Source organism: Polyangium spumosum (assembly GCF_009649845.1).
Classification (GTDB): domain Bacteria; phylum Myxococcota_A; class Polyangia; order Polyangiales; family Polyangiaceae; genus Polyangium; species Polyangium spumosum.
Genome location: NZ_WJIE01000020.1, coordinates 55132 through 72712, shown reverse-complemented (window position 1 = coordinate 72712; position 17581 = coordinate 55132). Strand labels below are relative to the sequence as shown.

Below are 17581 nucleotides of genomic sequence, written 5' to 3'. Positions count from 1 at the left end.
ATCCGCCGCGGTTCGACGGCTGTTCAGTTGGGCAGGAAGGCGCTGCCCGTCCAGCGGAGCGTCACGGGCTTACCGGTCGGCGGGAGCTCGACGTCGAGGGACACGAGCTTCGGAGGCTTGCCGCCCTCGTCGGGCACGAGCGCGTCGACGCGTACCTTCGTGGGGCGCGCGGGCGCGAGGTCCTCGGGTCGCGCGAGCCGCAGCGAGATCGGCGCCTTCTCGGCGACGCCGAAGCGGAGCGCGTAGAGGCCGACGCCCGCCGCGGAGACCTCGGGCCCGAGGAAGTCCTCGACCTTGTCGCGCAGGAGCTTCACGTCGAGCGCGAGAGCGCCGGCAGGCGCGCGGACGAGCGCGAGCACGGCCCCGTTCGGGTACGGCAGCTCCAGCGAGGCCCGCACGAGGCGATCGGCGTCGGCCTCCGAGAGCCCCGCTCGACCGCGCCCCTCGGCGAGCAGGACGTGCGCGAGCCGGCCCGCGAGCGTGCCGAGCTTCTCGTCGCCCGCCCGACCGCCCGTCTGCGCCACGCGCGCGAGCATGCGGTGCGCGATGTCGAGCCTGCCGGCGCCGGCATGCGCGAGCGCGAGGCGAATGACGGCCGCAGGCTCCTCGGGGACGAGCTCCTCGAGCACGGCGTACGCGAGCGAGGCGTCATCGAAGAAGCCCTCGTTGCGCAGGCGATCGCCGAGGAACGCGCGCGCCCAAGGGTCACGCGGGGCGCGCTCGGAGAGCTCGCCGAACGTCCTCCGCGCCTCCGCCTCGTCGCCGATCCGCAAGAGCGCCGAGGCCGCGTCCGCGAGCAGGCCCGCGTCCGCGAACGGATCGCGGCGGACGCGCCGGATCTCCTCCGAGAGCTCGGCCTTCATGTCGAGCGACTCGAGCAGCGCGAAGAGCCGGCGCCGGAGCCGCGCGTCGTGCGGCGCGATCCCCAGGAAGCGACGCACGACCGCGAGCCGCCCCTTGTCGTCGCTCGCCGCGCGGTACTGCTTGCGGAACGTGCCGACGGGGTAACGCTCGCTGCCCACGAGCTCGCGCTTGATCGCGAAGAGCTCCTCGGGGCTCTGTGCGCGGCGGATCGCCTCGCGCCGGAGCAGCGCGGCCGCGTCGCTCTCGCCGAGCAACTCGAGCTTCCCTGCGACGGCGACACGCGCGAGGCCGTTCGGCTCGTTCACGAGGATGAGCTCGAGCAGCGCGCGGCGATCGGTCCACGTGGGCAGCTCGCACGACTGCTTCGCCTCCACGTAGACCACGTCGGCCTGGCCGCGCTCGAGCCGCTCGCGCCACACGCCGCGGCGGAGCGGGAGCGGCAGGAACGAGGTCGGCGAGCACTTGCGTCCCCGCAGCGTCGCGCGCGGCGGGGGGAGGCCGAGCGTGCGCGACACCTCGATGGACACGGTCAGCCCGCTCGCGGGGAAGATCATCCCGCGCACGACGACCTCGACGCACCGGCCGAGCGCGTCGTCGTCGGCGCCCGCGACGCCCTTCACGCGGACCTTGTCGGCGCGGCCCTCTCCGTCGATCGAGAAGCGCACGTCGAGCTTGCCCGTGAGCTCGGGCCGGAGCGCCGCGCGCGAGTCGCGGCACGCGCGGACCGAGGGGCCCGCCTCGTCGAGCAGCCGGGCCGCGGCCTCGGCGACCGCGGCCTTGTAGGCAGCCTCGTCGTCGTCCCCCTCGGCGGACTCGGTCTCCTGCGGGACGTTCATGAGCGTCCCGGCGGCCGCGCGCGGCGTCGCGAACGCGGCCGAGAAGCCCGACTCGGGCCCGGCCGAGAGATCGAGGATGCGGGTCTGCAGGAGCGACGGCGCGTAGACGCGCGGGCCGCCGATGACGAAGCCCGTCCACGGCGTGAGCAGGCCGGCGCGCAGCGCGACGTCGGTCGCGGCCTCGCGGCCCTTGCCCTTCAGCGCGATCTCCTCGACGCGCGCCGCGGCCCAGCGCCGCGCCACGTCCTGCTCGCGCAGCGCGCGCTCCACGACCACCGAGCGTTTCTCCTCGTGCACGCCCTGCGCGTCGCGGTACCGCAGCGTGATCGAGCGCGGCGGATCACCCCGCACGCGGCCGACCGCGAAGACCGTCTCGCCGGCCGTGATCGCCCGCGCCGATCGCGGGTAGATCCGATCGACCTCGGTCCCGAAGACGACCTCGACGCCCGCCACCGCGGGCTGCAGGGCCTCGGCGATGAGCTCGGTCGCGACGCGCGCGGCGTCCGTCGTGTCCGCGATCTCGAGCAGCGGCCCCGAGCCGCGCACCAGGCTCGCGAGGGCGAAGCGGTTGACGAGCGGCCCGACGCCCACGGCGCCGAGCCGAGGCGCGCCGCCCTGCCTGCGCGCGAGCCGCGCCTGGATCCGATCGACCGTTGGATCTCCAACGGTCGGCCAGCCGTCACCCACGTAGATCACCATGCCCGCGGGGGCGTCGATGGGGAGCGCGTCCGCGCCTGCCTCGAGGGCGCGGCCGAGATCCGTCGCGCCGCCCGTCGAGATTTGCCCGAGCGCCTCGCGGATCGCCTTGCGGCGCGCCTCGTCCACGGGGCCGATCGCCGGAGGGCCGATGGGACGAACCGTCTGATCGGCCGCCAGCACCACCACGCGATCACGCGCCCCGAGGCCCGCGAGCACCGCGTCGACGAGCGCGCGCTCGGCGTCGAGCAGCGCAGGCTCCACGCTCGACGAGACGTCGAGCACGAGCGCGAGCGTGACGCCGTCCTCGGCGCGCGCCTCGGGCACCTCGGTGCGCACGAGGATCGTGGAGGCCGGATCGTCCTCGTCGCCCTCGAACGGCGGCGCCACGAAGAGCCGCGCGGGCGCCGAGGAGGGCTCGATCGCCACGTCCACCACGAGGTCCGCCGTCGGGCGGTAATCGGGCCGCCGCACCTCGACGGTGCTGCCCGTCACGCGCGCCCCGAGCCCGGCGCCGATGGACTTCGGGCTCGACTGCGTGGCGTCGATCTTCGCGGAGAACTCGCCGATGAGCGGCGGCGCGGCGTCCGACACCATCGGGTAGCGGTACTGCACGATCCAGGTCCCATCGCCCTTCGGTCGCGGCGAGAGCCACTCGACGTACCGCACGATGACCTGCACCGTCGCGCCGGGCGCGATGCTCGGGATCGTCGCGCGGACCCAGCCCTCACCGGCCCACTCGAGCACCTCCCCGCCCGAGCCGTTGTGCTGGCGCGTGTCGCGCGTCGCGAGCGCGATGTGCCCCTCGTTCGTGCTCCCGCCGCGCACCGAGGCGAAACGCGCGACGATCGCGCCCGGCGGGATCGCCAGGCGATAGTCGCCCGTCACGGCGCTGCTGCCGGCGTTGAAGAACGTCGTCCGCACCTCGGTCTCGGCGAGCTCGCGCGCGACCTTCGCCTCCACGTCGTGCGCGCGGATCGTGAGCGGCGAGCCGGCGTCACCGGGTTTGTCCGGCCGACCCCAGAGCTCACCGACGGCCCTGCGCGGCGCGCCCTTCGCGCCCCAGGGCGCGGCCATGCCGCCCGTCCAGTCGTCGTAGCCGCGCTCGGGCGCGACCTCGACTTTGTTGCCGGTCACGGTGGCCGTCTCGCCGCCGCGCACGGTCTTCTCGACGCCGCCGGCGCGCACCGTGATCTCCTCGGTCGCCGCGTAGAGCTTCGCGCTCGCCGCTCGCTCGCGCGGGCGCTCGATGCCGGTGTTCGCGCCGCTGACGATCCCCGTCGCCTCGCCGAGCTCGATCTCGGTCCGCGCGCCGAGCGCGCCTTGCACGAAGATGCGCCCGTGATCGAGCGCCACGCCCTTCTGCGTGAGGCGCAGCCGCGTCGAGCGATCCAGCACGAGGCCCGTGCCGTCATCGAGCCGCAGGCGCGCTCGACCCTCCACGTCGGTCTCGACGACGTCACCCTCGGAGAGGCGCCGCGTCTTGTGCACGGGAGCGCCTGCGGCCGTCACCGACGCGTGTACGGCCTGCAGATCGGCCACCGTCGGCACGAGCGGCTGGCTCGGCTTGCGCTCGCCTTGCCCACGCAAGAGGACGACGGTCACGAGGATGACCACGATCGAGCTCACGATCGCGAAGAGCGCGGGCGGGATGCTCGCCCCCTCGGGCGGCAAGGGCGCGGCGGGCGTCCGCCGGATCTGCTCCTGCGCGCGGGGATCACGGACGGGCAACCACTCGACGGTGTCGAGTTTGTCGCCGCGCGTGACGACGAGGATACGGCGCTCGTCGACGCGCGGAGGCTCGGGAGCCGCGGCCGCGGGCTCGTCGTCTTCGTCGTCTTCGTCGTCGTCTTTCCCGTTGCCGCTCCCGTTGCCGCTCCCGCTCCCGCTGCCGTCTCCGCCTCCGCTTGCGTTACCGCCCTCGCTCGCGCTCCCCTTTTCTTCTGCGCCGGCCGGGGGTTCGTCGGGACAAAGCGGCGCCTCGGCGTCCGTCACGCTCGTTTCGGCGGGGGCCGGGTCCTTCACGTCTTGCTCTTCTCGTCGCTCGTCGCTCACGGCTCGACCTCCCGGGCCTCACCCTTCGAGATGGCGAACGCCCGCACCGGCTTGCCGCCGCGCGCGAAGCGGATCGTTTGCTTCACGATGGTCTCGCCGTCCTCACCTTCGTCGAAGATGACCGTCAGGACCGCCTCCGCGCCGAGGCGCGCTGCGTGCTCCACGTCCTCACCTTCGATCCGCACCTCCACGCGTGCGTCCGGGCGCATCGGCAGGAGGGCCTGCGAAATGCCCAGCGTCACGTCGCCCTCCGGCGCCGGCATCTGCGTACCGAGCGCGTTCGTCCAGAGCGACGGGTGGAACTCCGGGTGCGACCACGTGAGCGACACCCGCGCCCCACGCGGCGCCTTGCCCGCCGCGCGCTCGGTCGAGATCACCCGCAAGAGACGCGCGCGCAGCGTCTGCTCCTCGTCCTTCTTGCCGGCCTTCTGCGCCTCGAGCCGGCCCCACGCGAGGTACGTCGCCGCGAACGCTCGCGCCGTCACGGCCGGGCTCTGCTCCGCGTCGGGCGCGCCTGCCGCGCCGCCCTTCTCCGTCCACTTGATCGCCTCTTCGAGCTTGCCCGTCCCCTCGGCGGCCGCCGCGAGCAGCAGCGAGACGCTCGTGTCGTCGGGCGCGAGCCGCGCCAGCGTCTCGTACTGCCGCGCCGCGTCCGCGTACCAACCGTGGGCCCTCAAGAGATCACCGAGCCTGCGCCGCGCCACCGGATCGTCGGGGGCAAACTCCACGATCTCGCCGAACGACCTGCGCGCCTCGGCCTCGTACGCCGCCTTCTTGCCCGCGTCCGTCTCCTTCACCGCGAGGCGCAGGTAGAGCTCGCCCACCGCGGTCCGCACGCGCGCGTCCGCGTCGGGCCTCGACCGGAGCGTCCGGCCGAGCTCACGCGCGCCCGCGTCGTCCCCTGCGTCCTCCAGCATGTCGAGCAGCCGCAACGCGAGCGCGAAATCGTTCGGCCACTGCGCCACGAGCTCGCGCAGCTTCTTCACCCGCTCGTCGGGCGACTTCGTGTCCTTGATGAGCTTCTCGAGGAGCCCCGGATCCATCGTCTTCAGCCCGAGCGCCGCGTGCAGCTCGCGCATCTCTTGCGCCGTGCGCACCCGCGCGAGGATCCCGCGGTAGAGCGCGTCGGCCACGCCGAGATCCGTGAACATCACGCGCCAGAGCGACACCTTCGACGCGATCGACGGCATCGCGTCGAGCATGAGCGAGACGAGCTTCGACCTCTCGCGCCACGTCGGCGCCTCACACGCCGACAGCGCCGCGCGGTAGACCGACTGCACGCCCAGCGGGTTGCCCGCGACGCGCCCGAACCGCTCGCGCCACAAGCCCACCCGCTCCCCGAACGGCACGAGCGCAGCCCCGCTGCACGGCGACGCCTTGTGCGGCACGTCGCCCACCTGGACCACGAGCGTGAACCGACCGCTCGACCCCGCGGCGCCCTTCGCCTTCTTCTCGGCCGCCTTCTGGGCCTCGTCGGCCTTCGGCACATCGACCTCTCCCGCGGTCGCCTTGCCGTCCAGCACCTCGGCGCCTGTGAGCGGATCCCCGGGCGCGTTCGATTGCTTTGCGAGGCCGGCCGGCAACGACGGCGCCGCCTGCGGGGCAGGTCGAGGCGCCGCCGGCGCGGCCGTCGCCGCGGAGCTCGGCATCGCGATCGGCGCCTCCATGATCTTCGGCGGCGCGCTCCTGTGGGATCCGCCGAGCCGCCCCGCGCCCGAGCCGAACCCTTGTCCCGTGCCCGTGCCTGCGCCGTGCCCGATCGTCCCGATGTTCCCGAGCCCGATCCCCTCGCCTCGCCCGCCGCCGCCCGCGGCGACGCCCGAGAGCCCGAGGCCGCCCGCGCCGAACGAGTCGCCGGTCGTGTCTCCCCACTGGTTGCCTCGCGCGGAGAGCGCATCACCGCCGAGCGAATCGTCGCGGCCCCACGGCGCCGTGGGCGCGTTTGGATCGCCGCCCGATCCCGCGTTGAGCAGGCCGATCATCCCGAACTCGGCCGCGTCGCGCATCGCGGCTTGCCGCGAGTCGGCGTTGTCCGCGGGCCCTTGCACGCCGTAGCGGTTGCCCGAGGAGCGCGTGGGGTTGCCCATCGAGCCCTCTTCGCCCTTCGCCCGCGTGCCCGTGCCACCTTCCTTGTTGTCGGCGTTCGGCGCAGCGGCGAGCTCGGCCTCGGGCTTTGCCTCCTCCTCGTCGACGTCGACGTCCGACTTGATGATCGGCGTCCATCCCATCCGGCGCTTCGTCTCCACGAGGCTGCGCGCCATGCCCTTCTTGCGCTCGAGCTCCGCGCGCTCCTCGGGCGTCATCTCGTTCTTCGTCGGCACGTAGAGCGACGTGACCGGCGTGATGATCGCGTGCCGCGAGCCGAGATCCACCATCGCCGCGCGCCCCGTCGCCTCGGCCATCATCTGCAAGAGACGCCCCTCCGCCCATCGACGCCGCAGGTCTCCGTGATCCTCGATCCGCGTCACCTGCATGTTTGTCTTGACCGTACCCGCGGGCCCGGTCAGCGCCACCGTCGTGGGCAGCCCTCCGGCCGTCACGCGGCCGATCACCGCGATGCTCTCGTCCGCCACCAGCGCGCCGAGATCCCGCGGGAAGATCCGCTCCACCGTGGGCCCGAGGTCCACCTGCGCGCCCAGCCAAACCGGACGCTCCGCGTGCTCGAGCAGCCTGAGCGCCACGCGCGCCGCCGCGTTCGCGTCGGCCACGCGCTCGGCAAAACCACCACGCGCGAGGCCTTCGAGCAGCGCCATGTCGGCCTCGTCGCCCACGCCCACGCCGAACATCCGCACCGGCCTCGGCAGCTTCGCCATCCGATCGCGCAGCTCCTGCAGCCGCAGCTCGCCGACCGTGGGCGCGCCGTCGCCGACGTACACCACCGCGCCGCGCCGCGCCGGATCCAGGAGCGCCGCGGCCTGGCTCAACATCGCACCGAGATCCGTCGCTCCGCCCCGCTCGATCTGCGACATCCGCGCGAGCACCTCGCGCCGCCCGGCCTCGTCGATCGTCCCGAGGCCCGTTTTTCCTGGCACCAGGGGCACGAGCGACGTGTCCCCTCCGAACACGCCCACCCGATCGTCCTTGCCGAGGTGCGCGAGCAGGGCCGCCGTCGTCGCGCGCGCGATCGCGAGCGACGCCGCGTCCGTCGCCGCCGACGTGTCGATCACGATCGCCAGATCGAGCCCGCCCTTCGAGAGCGGCACGTCGGCCGCTCGCACAGGCACGATCACGTAGTCGGCCTCCGTCTTCGCGCGCTTCGCCGCGTCTGCGCGCTCGGACGGCGGCACCGTCTCGAGGTCCATCGTGTGGGGCGCGCTGTATCCACGCGGCGCGACGAGGCCGTCGTCGAAGAGCTCGATCGCGAGATCGGCCCTCGGCACGAAGTCCTGCGCGCGCACCGTGATCGTCCCGCCCTCGCGCGCGCCGCTCATGCCCGTGCGCACCTCGCGCGCAGAAGCACGCGCGAGATCGATCGTCGCCGTCAGCTCCTCGATGTGTGGCAGTGACCCTTCTGCGCCTTCGGCGGCCATCGGGTACACGTAGAGCCGCCGCTCGCCGCGTGGCCCCGTTCGGCCGAGCCACTCGGCGTAACGCACCACGACCCGCCGCGATTGTCCGGGCAGGATCGGGTAGAGCCGCGCCTTGTACACGCCGGGCGCCTCCCACTCGAGCAGCGCGGGATCTTCCTTGCTGCCTTCGTAGACGTTCGCCTGGTACTGCGCCGCGGCGGCCTGCTTCTCCTTGACGTAGCCCCAGAACACCACGCCGTCGCGATCCACGCCGAACTTGTGCAGCGTCGCGCCCGCGGGCGTGCGGAAGCGGTAGATGCCCTCGACCGTCGCCGAGCTCGGGTTGAAGAAGACCTCGTCGACCTCGGTGATCGCGAAGTCCTCCTGGATCGACACGCGCACGTCGAGCCTCTGGATCGCGAGCGGGAAGCGCGGCGCGCCTTGCTCGCCCGGCCGCCGCGCGCCCACCGTGCCCACGCCGTAGGGCGAGGGTTCGGCCGAGCGATCCGTCGTCGCGAGCCCGCCCGTCCAGTCCTCCCACGTCAGCACCGGCGACGTCCTCGCGATCGGCTGGCCTTTGTGCGGCTCGAGCAGGAGCCGCTCCCCGGCCGTCGCGCGCGCCGAGCCGTCCGTGCGGACCTCGCCGGCGAGCACGTACACGTCCGTCGCGCCGTCTTTCCGGGCCACGTCGATGCTCGCGCGCACCTGCGCGAGGTGCAGCGGGCCCGTCGGCGTCTCGAGCTCCGTGGTGATGGTCGCGGGCGTATCCACGAAGACGCGCCCGTGCTTGATGGTGATCACGTCGGCGTGCAGGGCGAGCTCGGCGGGCCCTCGGACGAGCAGCGTCGCGCCCCCGTCCCGACGCAGCCACGCGAGCCCGTCCTCTTGCACCCGCACCACCTCTCCGTCCACGAGCCGTTCGCGCGGGTATGGAGGCCGCTCCGGCTCGCCGGGTGGCGCGACCGTCACGTCGCGCCGGACCGTCCGTAGCTCGGCCCAGGTCTGGGATCGTGGGTGGAGCGGTCGCTCCGGCTCACGACATGCGGTGAGGAGCCCTGGACAAACCAGGGTGAGGAGCGCCAGCACGACGACGGCCAAGCGCGGACGGGCGAGGTTCGAGGACATCCTGGGGTGCCTCCGCATCGACGAAAGACGGAGGCACAGGAAGCCCCCGATCCTGTCGAGAAGACTCTACCAGGACACCCGGCGCGGGATTTGGTTCCTTTTGGATCGAATCAGGGATCGCTCTCGGACCGAAAGCGCGGGGGGTGGGGGGGGGCAGAGGAAGGACTGCAACGCAGTCCGACCGGAGCCCCCTCACCGTCACGGAGGCGGGGCCGCCTGGGTCTTCTTCGCCGACTTCAGGATGTTGAACTCGACGCGGCGGTTCTTCTGGCGGCCGGCAGCGAACTTGTTGTCGCCGATCGGCTTGTCGGGCCCGTAGCCCTTCGCCACGAGCCTCGCCTTGTCGATGCCCTTGTCGACCAGGTACTTGACCACGGCCTCGGCGCGCTTCTGCGACAGAGCGCGGTTCTCCTCGACCTTGCCCACGTTGTCCGTGTGGCCTGCGATCTCCACGAGGAAGATCTCCTTGTGGATCTCGAGCACGCTCGCCACCGCGTTGAGCACGGCGAAGCTCGTCGCGCCCTGGATCTTGTCGCTGTTGGTCGCGAAGTCGACGCGCTGGAGGATCTTGACGTCGTCCTCCGTGATCTGGACGAGCGACGGGCCCTTGTCCGGGCAGCCGTCCATGTCCTCGAAGCCGTTGAGGTTCTCCGGCTTCTGCGGGCACTTGTCCTTCTCGTCCGGGATGCCGTCCTTGTCCGAGTCCGGCGACTCGTCGGGGCAGCCGTCCGTGTCCTTGAAGCCGTTGTAGACCTCGGGCTGCTCGATGCACTCGTCGAGCTCGTCGTTGATCTTGTCGCCGTCGTTGTCCGGATCCGGGCAGCCATCGGTGTCGGCGAAGCCGTCCGTGTCTTCCGGTTGATCGGGGCAGCCGTCGGCCTTGTCGGCGATGCCGTCCTGGTCCTTGTCCGGACAGCCGTAGAACTCCTTCACGCGCATCTTGCCGAAGTCGTCCGGGCACTTGTCGTCGGCGTCGCCGATGCCGTCCTTGTCCTTGTCCGGCAGCTCGTCGGGACAGCCGTCGTCGTCTTGCAGGCCGTTGATCGTCTCCGGCTTCAGCGGACACTTGTCCTGGAGGTCCGGGACCTTGTCCTGATCGTTGTCGTCCTCGAGGCAGCCGTCGTCGTCTTCGAAGCCGTCCTTGTCCTCGGCGATCGACGGACACTTGTCGTCCTTGTCGTTGATGCCGTCGCCGTCCTCGTCGCCGACCTCGGCCACGAAGGCCACGCCGCCGAGCGCGCGGAAGAGCGGCACGCCCACGCCTTGCAGCACGCCGCCGCCGCCGCCCAGCGTGAACGCGACAGGCAACGAGAGCGGCGTGATCTGGATGGCGCCGTCGACCTCGAGCGAGTTCGTCCCGTTCTGCGAGCTGAACTTCGTCCCGCCGAACCCTTCGGCGAGCACCCGGACCGTCGGGCTCACGCGGTAGCCGACCGCAGCGCCGTAGCGGAACTCGAAGGGACCCACGACCGTCGAGCCGAGCCGCGCCTCCGGGCGGTAGACGCCGCGCAGGTTCAAGCCGAACGAGACCGGGCCGAACGAGCCGTCGAAGATCAGCCGGCCGCCGGCCGTGATCGGCATGCTGTTGCCGATGTACTTGTCCTTCGCCGTGATCGTCCCGAGCGGCGCGGACACGTCGACGGCGCCGCCGAGCACCACGGCGCTCGTCTTCGGATCACCGAAGAAGCGGAACTTGCCTTCGAGCGTCGCGTCACCCACGCCGAACGCCTTCAGCCCGCCGTCGGCCGGGCCGCCGTCTGCCAGGTCGATGCCCGATCCGCTCACGTACGTCACGGGCAGGCGCAGACCGATCTGCACCATCGGCACCGGCGTGAGCGACGCCAGCACGTCGGCCGTGAACATGTCGTTGATCACGGGGACGTCCTCGGTCGTCGCGTTCGGCGCGCTGCAGTCCGTCTGGGCCCTGCAGCTCTTCACCACGAACGGCTTGTTCGCGTAGTTCACCATCACGCCCGCGGTGAAGCCCATCGCGGCGTCCATGCGGGCGCCCTCGACCGTGAGGTAGTTCTTCGAGCCCGGCGCGGCTTCGAACCGCTGGACGGAGAACTCTCCCTCCTTCGCGCCATCCGCAGCGGACTGTTGGGCCAGCGCCGCGGTCGGTACGAGCGAGACGGAGGCAAGTCCCAGAAGTGTGAGCAGCCTTGGCGATAGTCGCGTTCTCATCAACCCTCTTGCGCGGACCGCAAACCGGCACGCTGGGAACGGCGGTACACGAGAATTGCAGGAATAGAAGACCGTCCCGAGCGTGGCAACGGGGATCCTGGATTCGGGTGACAATTCGGGCCGTTCTGGCCGTACTGGACGGGGATCGGCGGCCGGCTGACGTTGCGGAAGCTTGGTGCGGAGGCACGGGCGCGCCCCGTCCGCGACGCCGGGCAGGGCCGGGTTTTCCCCGAGGCACGTCGCTCCAAACCCCATGGCCCTCTAGCCAACATCGATCCACGTTGACCACACCCGCCCGGCGTGAGACATCGCCCCTGCCCGAGCGCCCGGCAAAACCGGCGCGGGCATGGTGAGACGGACCTCGTTACGACCCACGCAGCAAAGCCGATGCGAACTTCGTCGCGGTACCTATCCCTCGTGGGGCTCCTCATGAGCCTCTGCGCTCCGGCCTCTGCCCTGGCCCAGCCTGCGGCGCCGGCGCCGCCTCCGCCCCCGCCCACGGATGCCCCCACGACCCCGCCGGCGGACGCCGCGCGCCCTGCGGACGAGCCGCTCGTGCCCCCGAACGGCACGACGCCCGAGGCCGCGCCCGAGGCTACGCCCGAGCCTGCGCCCGAGACCACGCCGAAGCCCGCGCAGAAGCCCGCGGCGCCGGTCGCTGCGACGCCGGATCCGGATCGCGACACGCGCGCGCTCACGCGCCAGGGCGCGGACAGGCCGCCGCCCACGGGCGACGTCGGCGTGCGGCCGAGCGACGTCTTCGCCGAAGACTGGTGGTCGCAGGCCCGACCGAGCCTCGAGATTCACGGCCTCTTCCGCGTCCGCGCCGAGCTCTTCCACCACTTCGCGCTCGGCCGCCGCGACGCCGCCGATCGCGCGCTCTGGCCGCAGCCGCCCGACAACGCCTACAACCCGATGACGGGCGAGGTGCAGACCGTCCGCCTCTGCGGCGACGATCCCGCGGCGACCACGCCTTGCGAGAACAACACCCAGGCGGGCGCCAACATGCGCTTCCGCCTCACGCCGGAGCTGCACATCAGCGACAACCTCCGGGTCCTCTCGCAGATCGACATCCTCGACAACTTCGTCCTCGGCTCCACGCCCGAGGGCTACTGGAACACCCCTGCGGCGGGCGGCGGCTACACCGTCGGCGCGCGCGGCGGCTACGCGCCGCTCGGCTCGCTCGCGACCACCTCGTGGGCGCCCGTGGCCGGACAAACGAGCACGGTCGACAGCATCATCGTCAAGCGCGCGTGGGGCGAGTACGTCACGCCCGTCGGCCTGCTCCGCTTCGGCCGCATGCCGAACCAGTGGGGCCTCGGCATCCTCAACAACGAGGGCAACGGCTACGACTCCGACTGGCAAAGCACGGTCGATCGGATCATGTTCGTGACCGGCATCAAGAAGTACGACCTCTACTTCGCCGGCGCGTGGGACTTCATCAGCGAGGGCCCGACCAGCGCGGCGCTCCGCGAGCAGCAGGGCCAGCCCTACGATCTCGGCCAGCTCGACGACGTGAGCCAGTACGTCTTCATGGCCGCGCGCCGGCGTGATCCCGAGCTCGCGCGGCTCGACCTCGCCAAGGGGCTGCCGGTCATCAACGGCGGCCTCTACTTCGCCTACCGCAACCAGGTCCTCGCGAACGACACCACCGATCCCACGACGAGCGCCACGTTCGGCCAGCCGTCGAACAACGTCCGCGTGGGTTACGCCCGGCGGGGCGCGCAGTTCTTCACGCCCGACATCTGGTTCCAGTTCCTCTACAAGAAGTTCCGCTTCGAGGCCGAGGCCTCGATGACCTACGGCACCATCGACAACCTCCAGACGGCGGGCGGCACCACCGTCGAGCGCAACCCGCTCGACACCGAGGACAAGGGATGGACCGTGCAGAGCTTCATCGTCGCGGCGCAGAGCGAGTTCCGCGCCCTCGACGACAAGCTCCGCCTCGACCTCGGCTTCGGCTGGGCCTCGGGTGATCCCGACGTCGAGGGCCTCGCGCCGCCTCGCAACGGCGTCGAGCGGCAGCTCACGGCGGACCGGACGTTCTCGACGGGCCGGTTCCACCAGGACTACCGCGTCGACCTCATCCTCTGGCGCAACATCATGAGCCGCGTGCAGGGCGCGTATTACTTGCGTCCCTCTGTGCAGTACGACTTCGCGCGCGACCCGAACGGACAGCGCCTCGGCGGCAGCGCGGCGGTCATCTGGAGCCGCGCGAGTGAGTTCATCCAGGCGCCCGGCAACAAACGCGACCTCGGGGTCGAGCTCGACTTCTCGCTGTATTTCCAGGCCAAAGACGGCACGCTCAACGACAAGCCCGATCAGATGGGCGGCTTCTACACGATGCTCCAGTACGGCGTGCTCTTCCCCCTCGGCGGCCTCGACTACTTGCCCGGCGAGGTCAGCCGTTACGGCAGCGCGCCCGAGAACCGCAACGCGCCGGCGCTCGACAGCGAGACGGCGCAGACGCTCCGCTGGTACCTCGGGATCATGTTCTGACGCCTGAAACATGGTAGATGGGCGGGCGCCATGTCCGCCTCGAGCCATCAGATCCGCCGCACCTTCCTCGATTTCTTCGCCTCTCGCGGCCACGAGGTCGTCCCGAGCGCGCCGATCGTCCCGCAGAACGATCCCACGTTGATGTTCGTCAACGCCGGGATGGTCCCGTTCAAGGACGTCTTCACGGGCAAGGAGCGTCGCCCCTACACGCGCGCCGCCAGCAGCCAGAAGTGCATCCGCATCAGCGGCAAGCACAACGACCTCGAGAACGTCGGCGTCACCGCGCGCCACCACACGTTCTTCGAGATGCTCGGCAACTTCAGCTTCGGCGACTACTTCAAGGAAGAGGCCATCACGAGCGCCTGGGAGCTGCTCACGAAGGTCTACGGCGTCCCGAAGGAGCGGCTCGTCGTCACCGTGTTCAAGGGCGAGGGCGGCTTCCCCGCGGACGAGGAGGCGGCCTCGCTCTGGCGCAAGGTCACGGGCTTCGGCGACGATCGCATCCTCCGGCTCGGCATGGCCGACAACTTCTGGAGCATGGGCGACACCGGCCCCTGCGGCCCCTGCTCGGAGATCCACTTCTTCACGGGTGACGAGGTTGACCTCTCGCGGTTCGGCGAGGAGCCCCGGCTCGACGGCTCTGGCTGGACCGAGATCTGGAACCTCGTCTTCATGCAGTACGACCGCGCGGAGAAGGACGCGCCCGTCGCGCCGCTGCCTGCGCCGAGCATCGACACGGGCATGGGCCTCGAGCGCATTTCGTTCGTGCTCCAAGGGGTCACGTCGAACTACGACACCGACCTGCTCCGCCCGCTCGTCGAGCGCGCGGCCGAGATCGCGGGCAAGAAGTACGGCGCGAGCCAGGCGCCCGACGACGTCTCCATGCGCGTCATCGCCGACCACGCCCGCACCACGGCCTTCCTCGTGGCCGAGGGCGTGATGCCCGAGAAGCAGCGGCGCGAGTACGTGCTCCGCCGCGTCATGCGCCGCGCGATCCGGCACGGCTACCGCCTCGGCATCGAGAAGCCTTTCCTGCACGAGGTCGCGCTGCTCGTCGTGGATCGGATGGGCGACGTGTACCCCGAGCTCCGCGAGCGGCGCGAGCTCATCGCGCGCGTCACCGAGGACGAGGAGGTCCGGTTCCGCGCCACGCTCAAGCGCGGCATCAAGATCCTCGACGAGCGTTTCGTCGAGATGCGTGCGAGCAGCGAGGGCACGTTGTCTGCGCCCGCGGCGGCGGATCTCTACACGACCTATGGGTTCCCGCTCGACCTCACGCAGGTCATCTGCGCCGAGCACGGCTACGGCGTCGATGTGGACGGGGCTGAAAAGATCATCAAGGGCGCGGACGAGGCCGACGGGCCGATCGATCCGAACGCGGCCGTGGATCCGTCCTACCGCCTCGCGCGGGAAAAACTCGCGTCGCCCGTGGCCTTCACCGGCTACGAGCGCGAGGCTGGTGAGAGCGAGATCGTCGCGATCATCCTCGTCGAGAAGAAGGACGGCTCGGACAAACCCACGCGTACACTCGTCGATCGTGCGCCGAGTGGCGCGCGCGTCGAGCTCGTCGTGAAGGAGACGCCCTTCTACGCCGAGAGCGGCGGTCAGGTCGGCGACATCGGCGTGATCACGGCGGGCGATCTGAAGTTCCACGTCGGCGACACGCAGCGCCCGCTCACAGGGCTCGTGGTGCACGAGGGCGAGATCGAATCGGGCGAGGTGAAGGTGGGGGAGAAGGTCTCGCTCGTGGTTGATCACGCCGCGCGCTCGGCCACGCGGCGCAACCACTCCGCGACGCACCTGCTCCACTGGGCCCTGCGCAAGGTGCTCGGCGAGCACGCCCAGCAGAAGGGCTCGCGCGTGGGGCCCGACATGCTCCGCTTCGACTTCGCGCACAACAAGCCGCTCACGCGCGAGGAGATCGAGCGCATCGAGGACCTCGTGAACAACAAGGTCCTGGAGAACGCGCCCGTCCTCACGGAGGTCCTGCCCGTCGACGAGGCGCGCAAGCGCGGCGCCGTCGCGATCTTCGAGGAGAAGTACGGCGACGTCGTTCGTATGCTGACGATGACCCAGGACTCGATCGAGCTCTGCGGCGGCACACACGCGCGGGCGCTCGGCGACATCGGCCTGTTCAAGATCACGGGCGAGGGCGGCGTCGCGGCGGGCGTGCGGCGTGTCTTCGCGGCGACGGGCAAGAACGCGCTCGGTTACGTGCGTGGCCTCGAGGACGACATCCAGAAGGCGCGCCAGGTCGCCAAGGCGCAGGGCGGTGATCTCGCGGAGAAGATCGGCAAGATCGTCGCGCACGAGCGGGAGCTCGAGAAGAAGCTCGCCGAGCTCGAGCGCAGGCTCATCGAGGGCGGCGGGCCCGGCGGCGGCGGCGGCGGCGGCGGGATCGACGCGATGCTCGCCGAGGCGCGCGACGTCTCGGGCATCAAGGTCCTCGCGCGGCGTATGCCCGACGGCACGCAAGCGGCGGCGCTGCGCGAGATCGCCGAGAAGCTCCGGGACAAACTCGGTGAGACGAGCCTCGTGCTCGTCGGCGCCGTGGACGCGGGCAAGGCGCAGCTCACCGTGATGGTGTCGAAGGCCGCGACGGGCCGGGTGAAGGCCGGCGACGTGATCAAGAACGTGGCCGCGATCGTGGGCGGTCGCGGCGGCGGCCGGCCCGACATGGCGCAAGCCGGCGGCCCCGAGGTCGGCAAGCTCGACGAGGCGATCGCGGCGACCTACGGCGAGGTCGAGCGGCTCGTCACGGCGTAGCCCTCCTGCGCAACGCCGCCCCGAGTACCTCAACCCACACATGAGCGCCCGCGCCAGCACGGAGGACATTCCGATATGTCCTCGGTGTTGCTCTTACGGCCCCTTTGCCCTAGTGTCGTTCCCCACGACGAGGGGATGGGGATGAGTTTCGATAGGGACGCGCTCGCGGCGCAGGTGGCGGAGCTCCAGCGCCAGAATGCAGAGCTCGCGGCGGAGCTGCACTACACCACGCAGATGTACGCCACGCTGGTGGAGGACCAGCGCGAGCTCATCTGCCGGTTTCACAAGGACGGCAGGCTCGAATTCGTCAACGACGCTTATTGCCGTTTCTTCGGCAAGACGCGCGACGAGCTGGTCGGCCGCCATTTCGCGCCGCTGATCCCGGACGAGGACAAACCCATCATCGACGACGTGCTCGCCCGGCTCGGGCCGAAGGAGCCCGTCCTCACCTGCGAGCACCGGGTGCTGACGCCCGGCGGCGAGGTGCGCTGGATCAACTGGATCGATCGCACGCTCTTCGACGACGCGGGCAACGTCGCGGGGTTTCAGGCCGTCGGAATCGACGTCACCGATCGCCGCCTCGCGGAGGATCACGCCTTGCGGAACGAGGTGTTACGCGCGGAGCTCATCGCGGCGCAGGAGCAGGCGCTGCGGGAGCTCGCGGCGCCGCTCATCCCCATCGCCGACGACGTCCTCGCCATGCCGCTCGTGGGTCGCATCGACGAGAAGCGCGCGCAGCTCGTGCTGGAGACGTTGCTCGAGGGGGTCGTGAACGCGGCCGCGGAGACGGTGCTGCTCGACGTGACGGGCATCACGACGATTGACACCCAGGTCGCCGAGGCGCTCGTGCGCACGGCGCGGGCCGTCAACCTCCTCGGCGCCCGCGCCGTCCTGACCGGCATTCAGCCGCACGTGGCGCAGACCCTCGTGACGATGGGCATCGAGGTCCACGGCATGATCACGGTGCGCAGCCTGAAAGACGGGATCGCGTGGGCGATGAAGGAGCGCGGCAAGGGCAAGAAGCGCGCGCCTTCCCGCCCCATCTGA

6 protein-coding genes are annotated in these 17581 nt (G+C 71.2%); 3 read left to right on the top strand and 3 right to left on the bottom strand.

All coding sequences use genetic code 11. The features are described from left to right. Positions 1-23: 23 nt before the first annotated feature. The 3 genes from GF068_RS38300 to GF068_RS38290 all read right to left on the bottom strand — a co-directional run bounded on the left by GF068_RS38300 (position 24) and on the right by GF068_RS38290 (position 11269). Positions 24-4451, bottom strand: a complete 4428-nt coding sequence (locus GF068_RS38300; protein ID WP_153824510.1) for a VIT domain-containing protein — start codon at positions 4449-4451, stop codon at positions 24-26. Beyond that, the gene (locus GF068_RS38295) at positions 4448-9085 is read right to left on the bottom strand and encodes a VIT domain-containing protein (protein ID WP_170319925.1); all 4638 of its coding nucleotides are present in this window, start codon (positions 9083-9085) and stop codon (positions 4448-4450) included. Before GF068_RS38295 ends, GF068_RS38300 begins: the two co-directional genes overlap by 4 nt. A 198-nt stretch (positions 9086-9283) precedes the next feature. After that, complete coding sequence (locus GF068_RS38290; RefSeq protein WP_153824508.1) at positions 9284-11269, bottom strand: OmpA family protein; 1986 nt, start codon at positions 11267-11269, stop codon at positions 9284-9286. A gap of 429 nt (positions 11270-11698) precedes the next feature. Here GF068_RS38290 and GF068_RS38285 point away from each other — a divergent pair, with 429 nt between their 5' ends. The 3 genes from GF068_RS38285 (at position 11699) to GF068_RS38275 (ending at position 17581) form a co-directional block, all read left to right on the top strand. Then, the gene (locus tag GF068_RS38285) at positions 11699-13768 is read left to right on the top strand and encodes a TIGR04551 family protein (RefSeq protein ID WP_240808039.1); all 2070 of its coding nucleotides are present in this window, start codon (positions 11699-11701) and stop codon (positions 13766-13768) included. Positions 13769-13798: 30 nt separating this feature from the next. Continuing rightward, on the top strand, positions 13799-16534 hold the full coding sequence (gene alaS, locus GF068_RS38280; protein WP_153824507.1) for an alanine--tRNA ligase: 2736 nt from the start codon (positions 13799-13801) through the stop codon (positions 16532-16534). Between the two features lie 141 nt (positions 16535-16675). Beyond that, positions 16676-17581, top strand: a complete 906-nt coding sequence (locus tag GF068_RS38275; protein WP_153824506.1) for a PAS domain S-box protein — start codon at positions 16676-16678, stop codon at positions 17579-17581.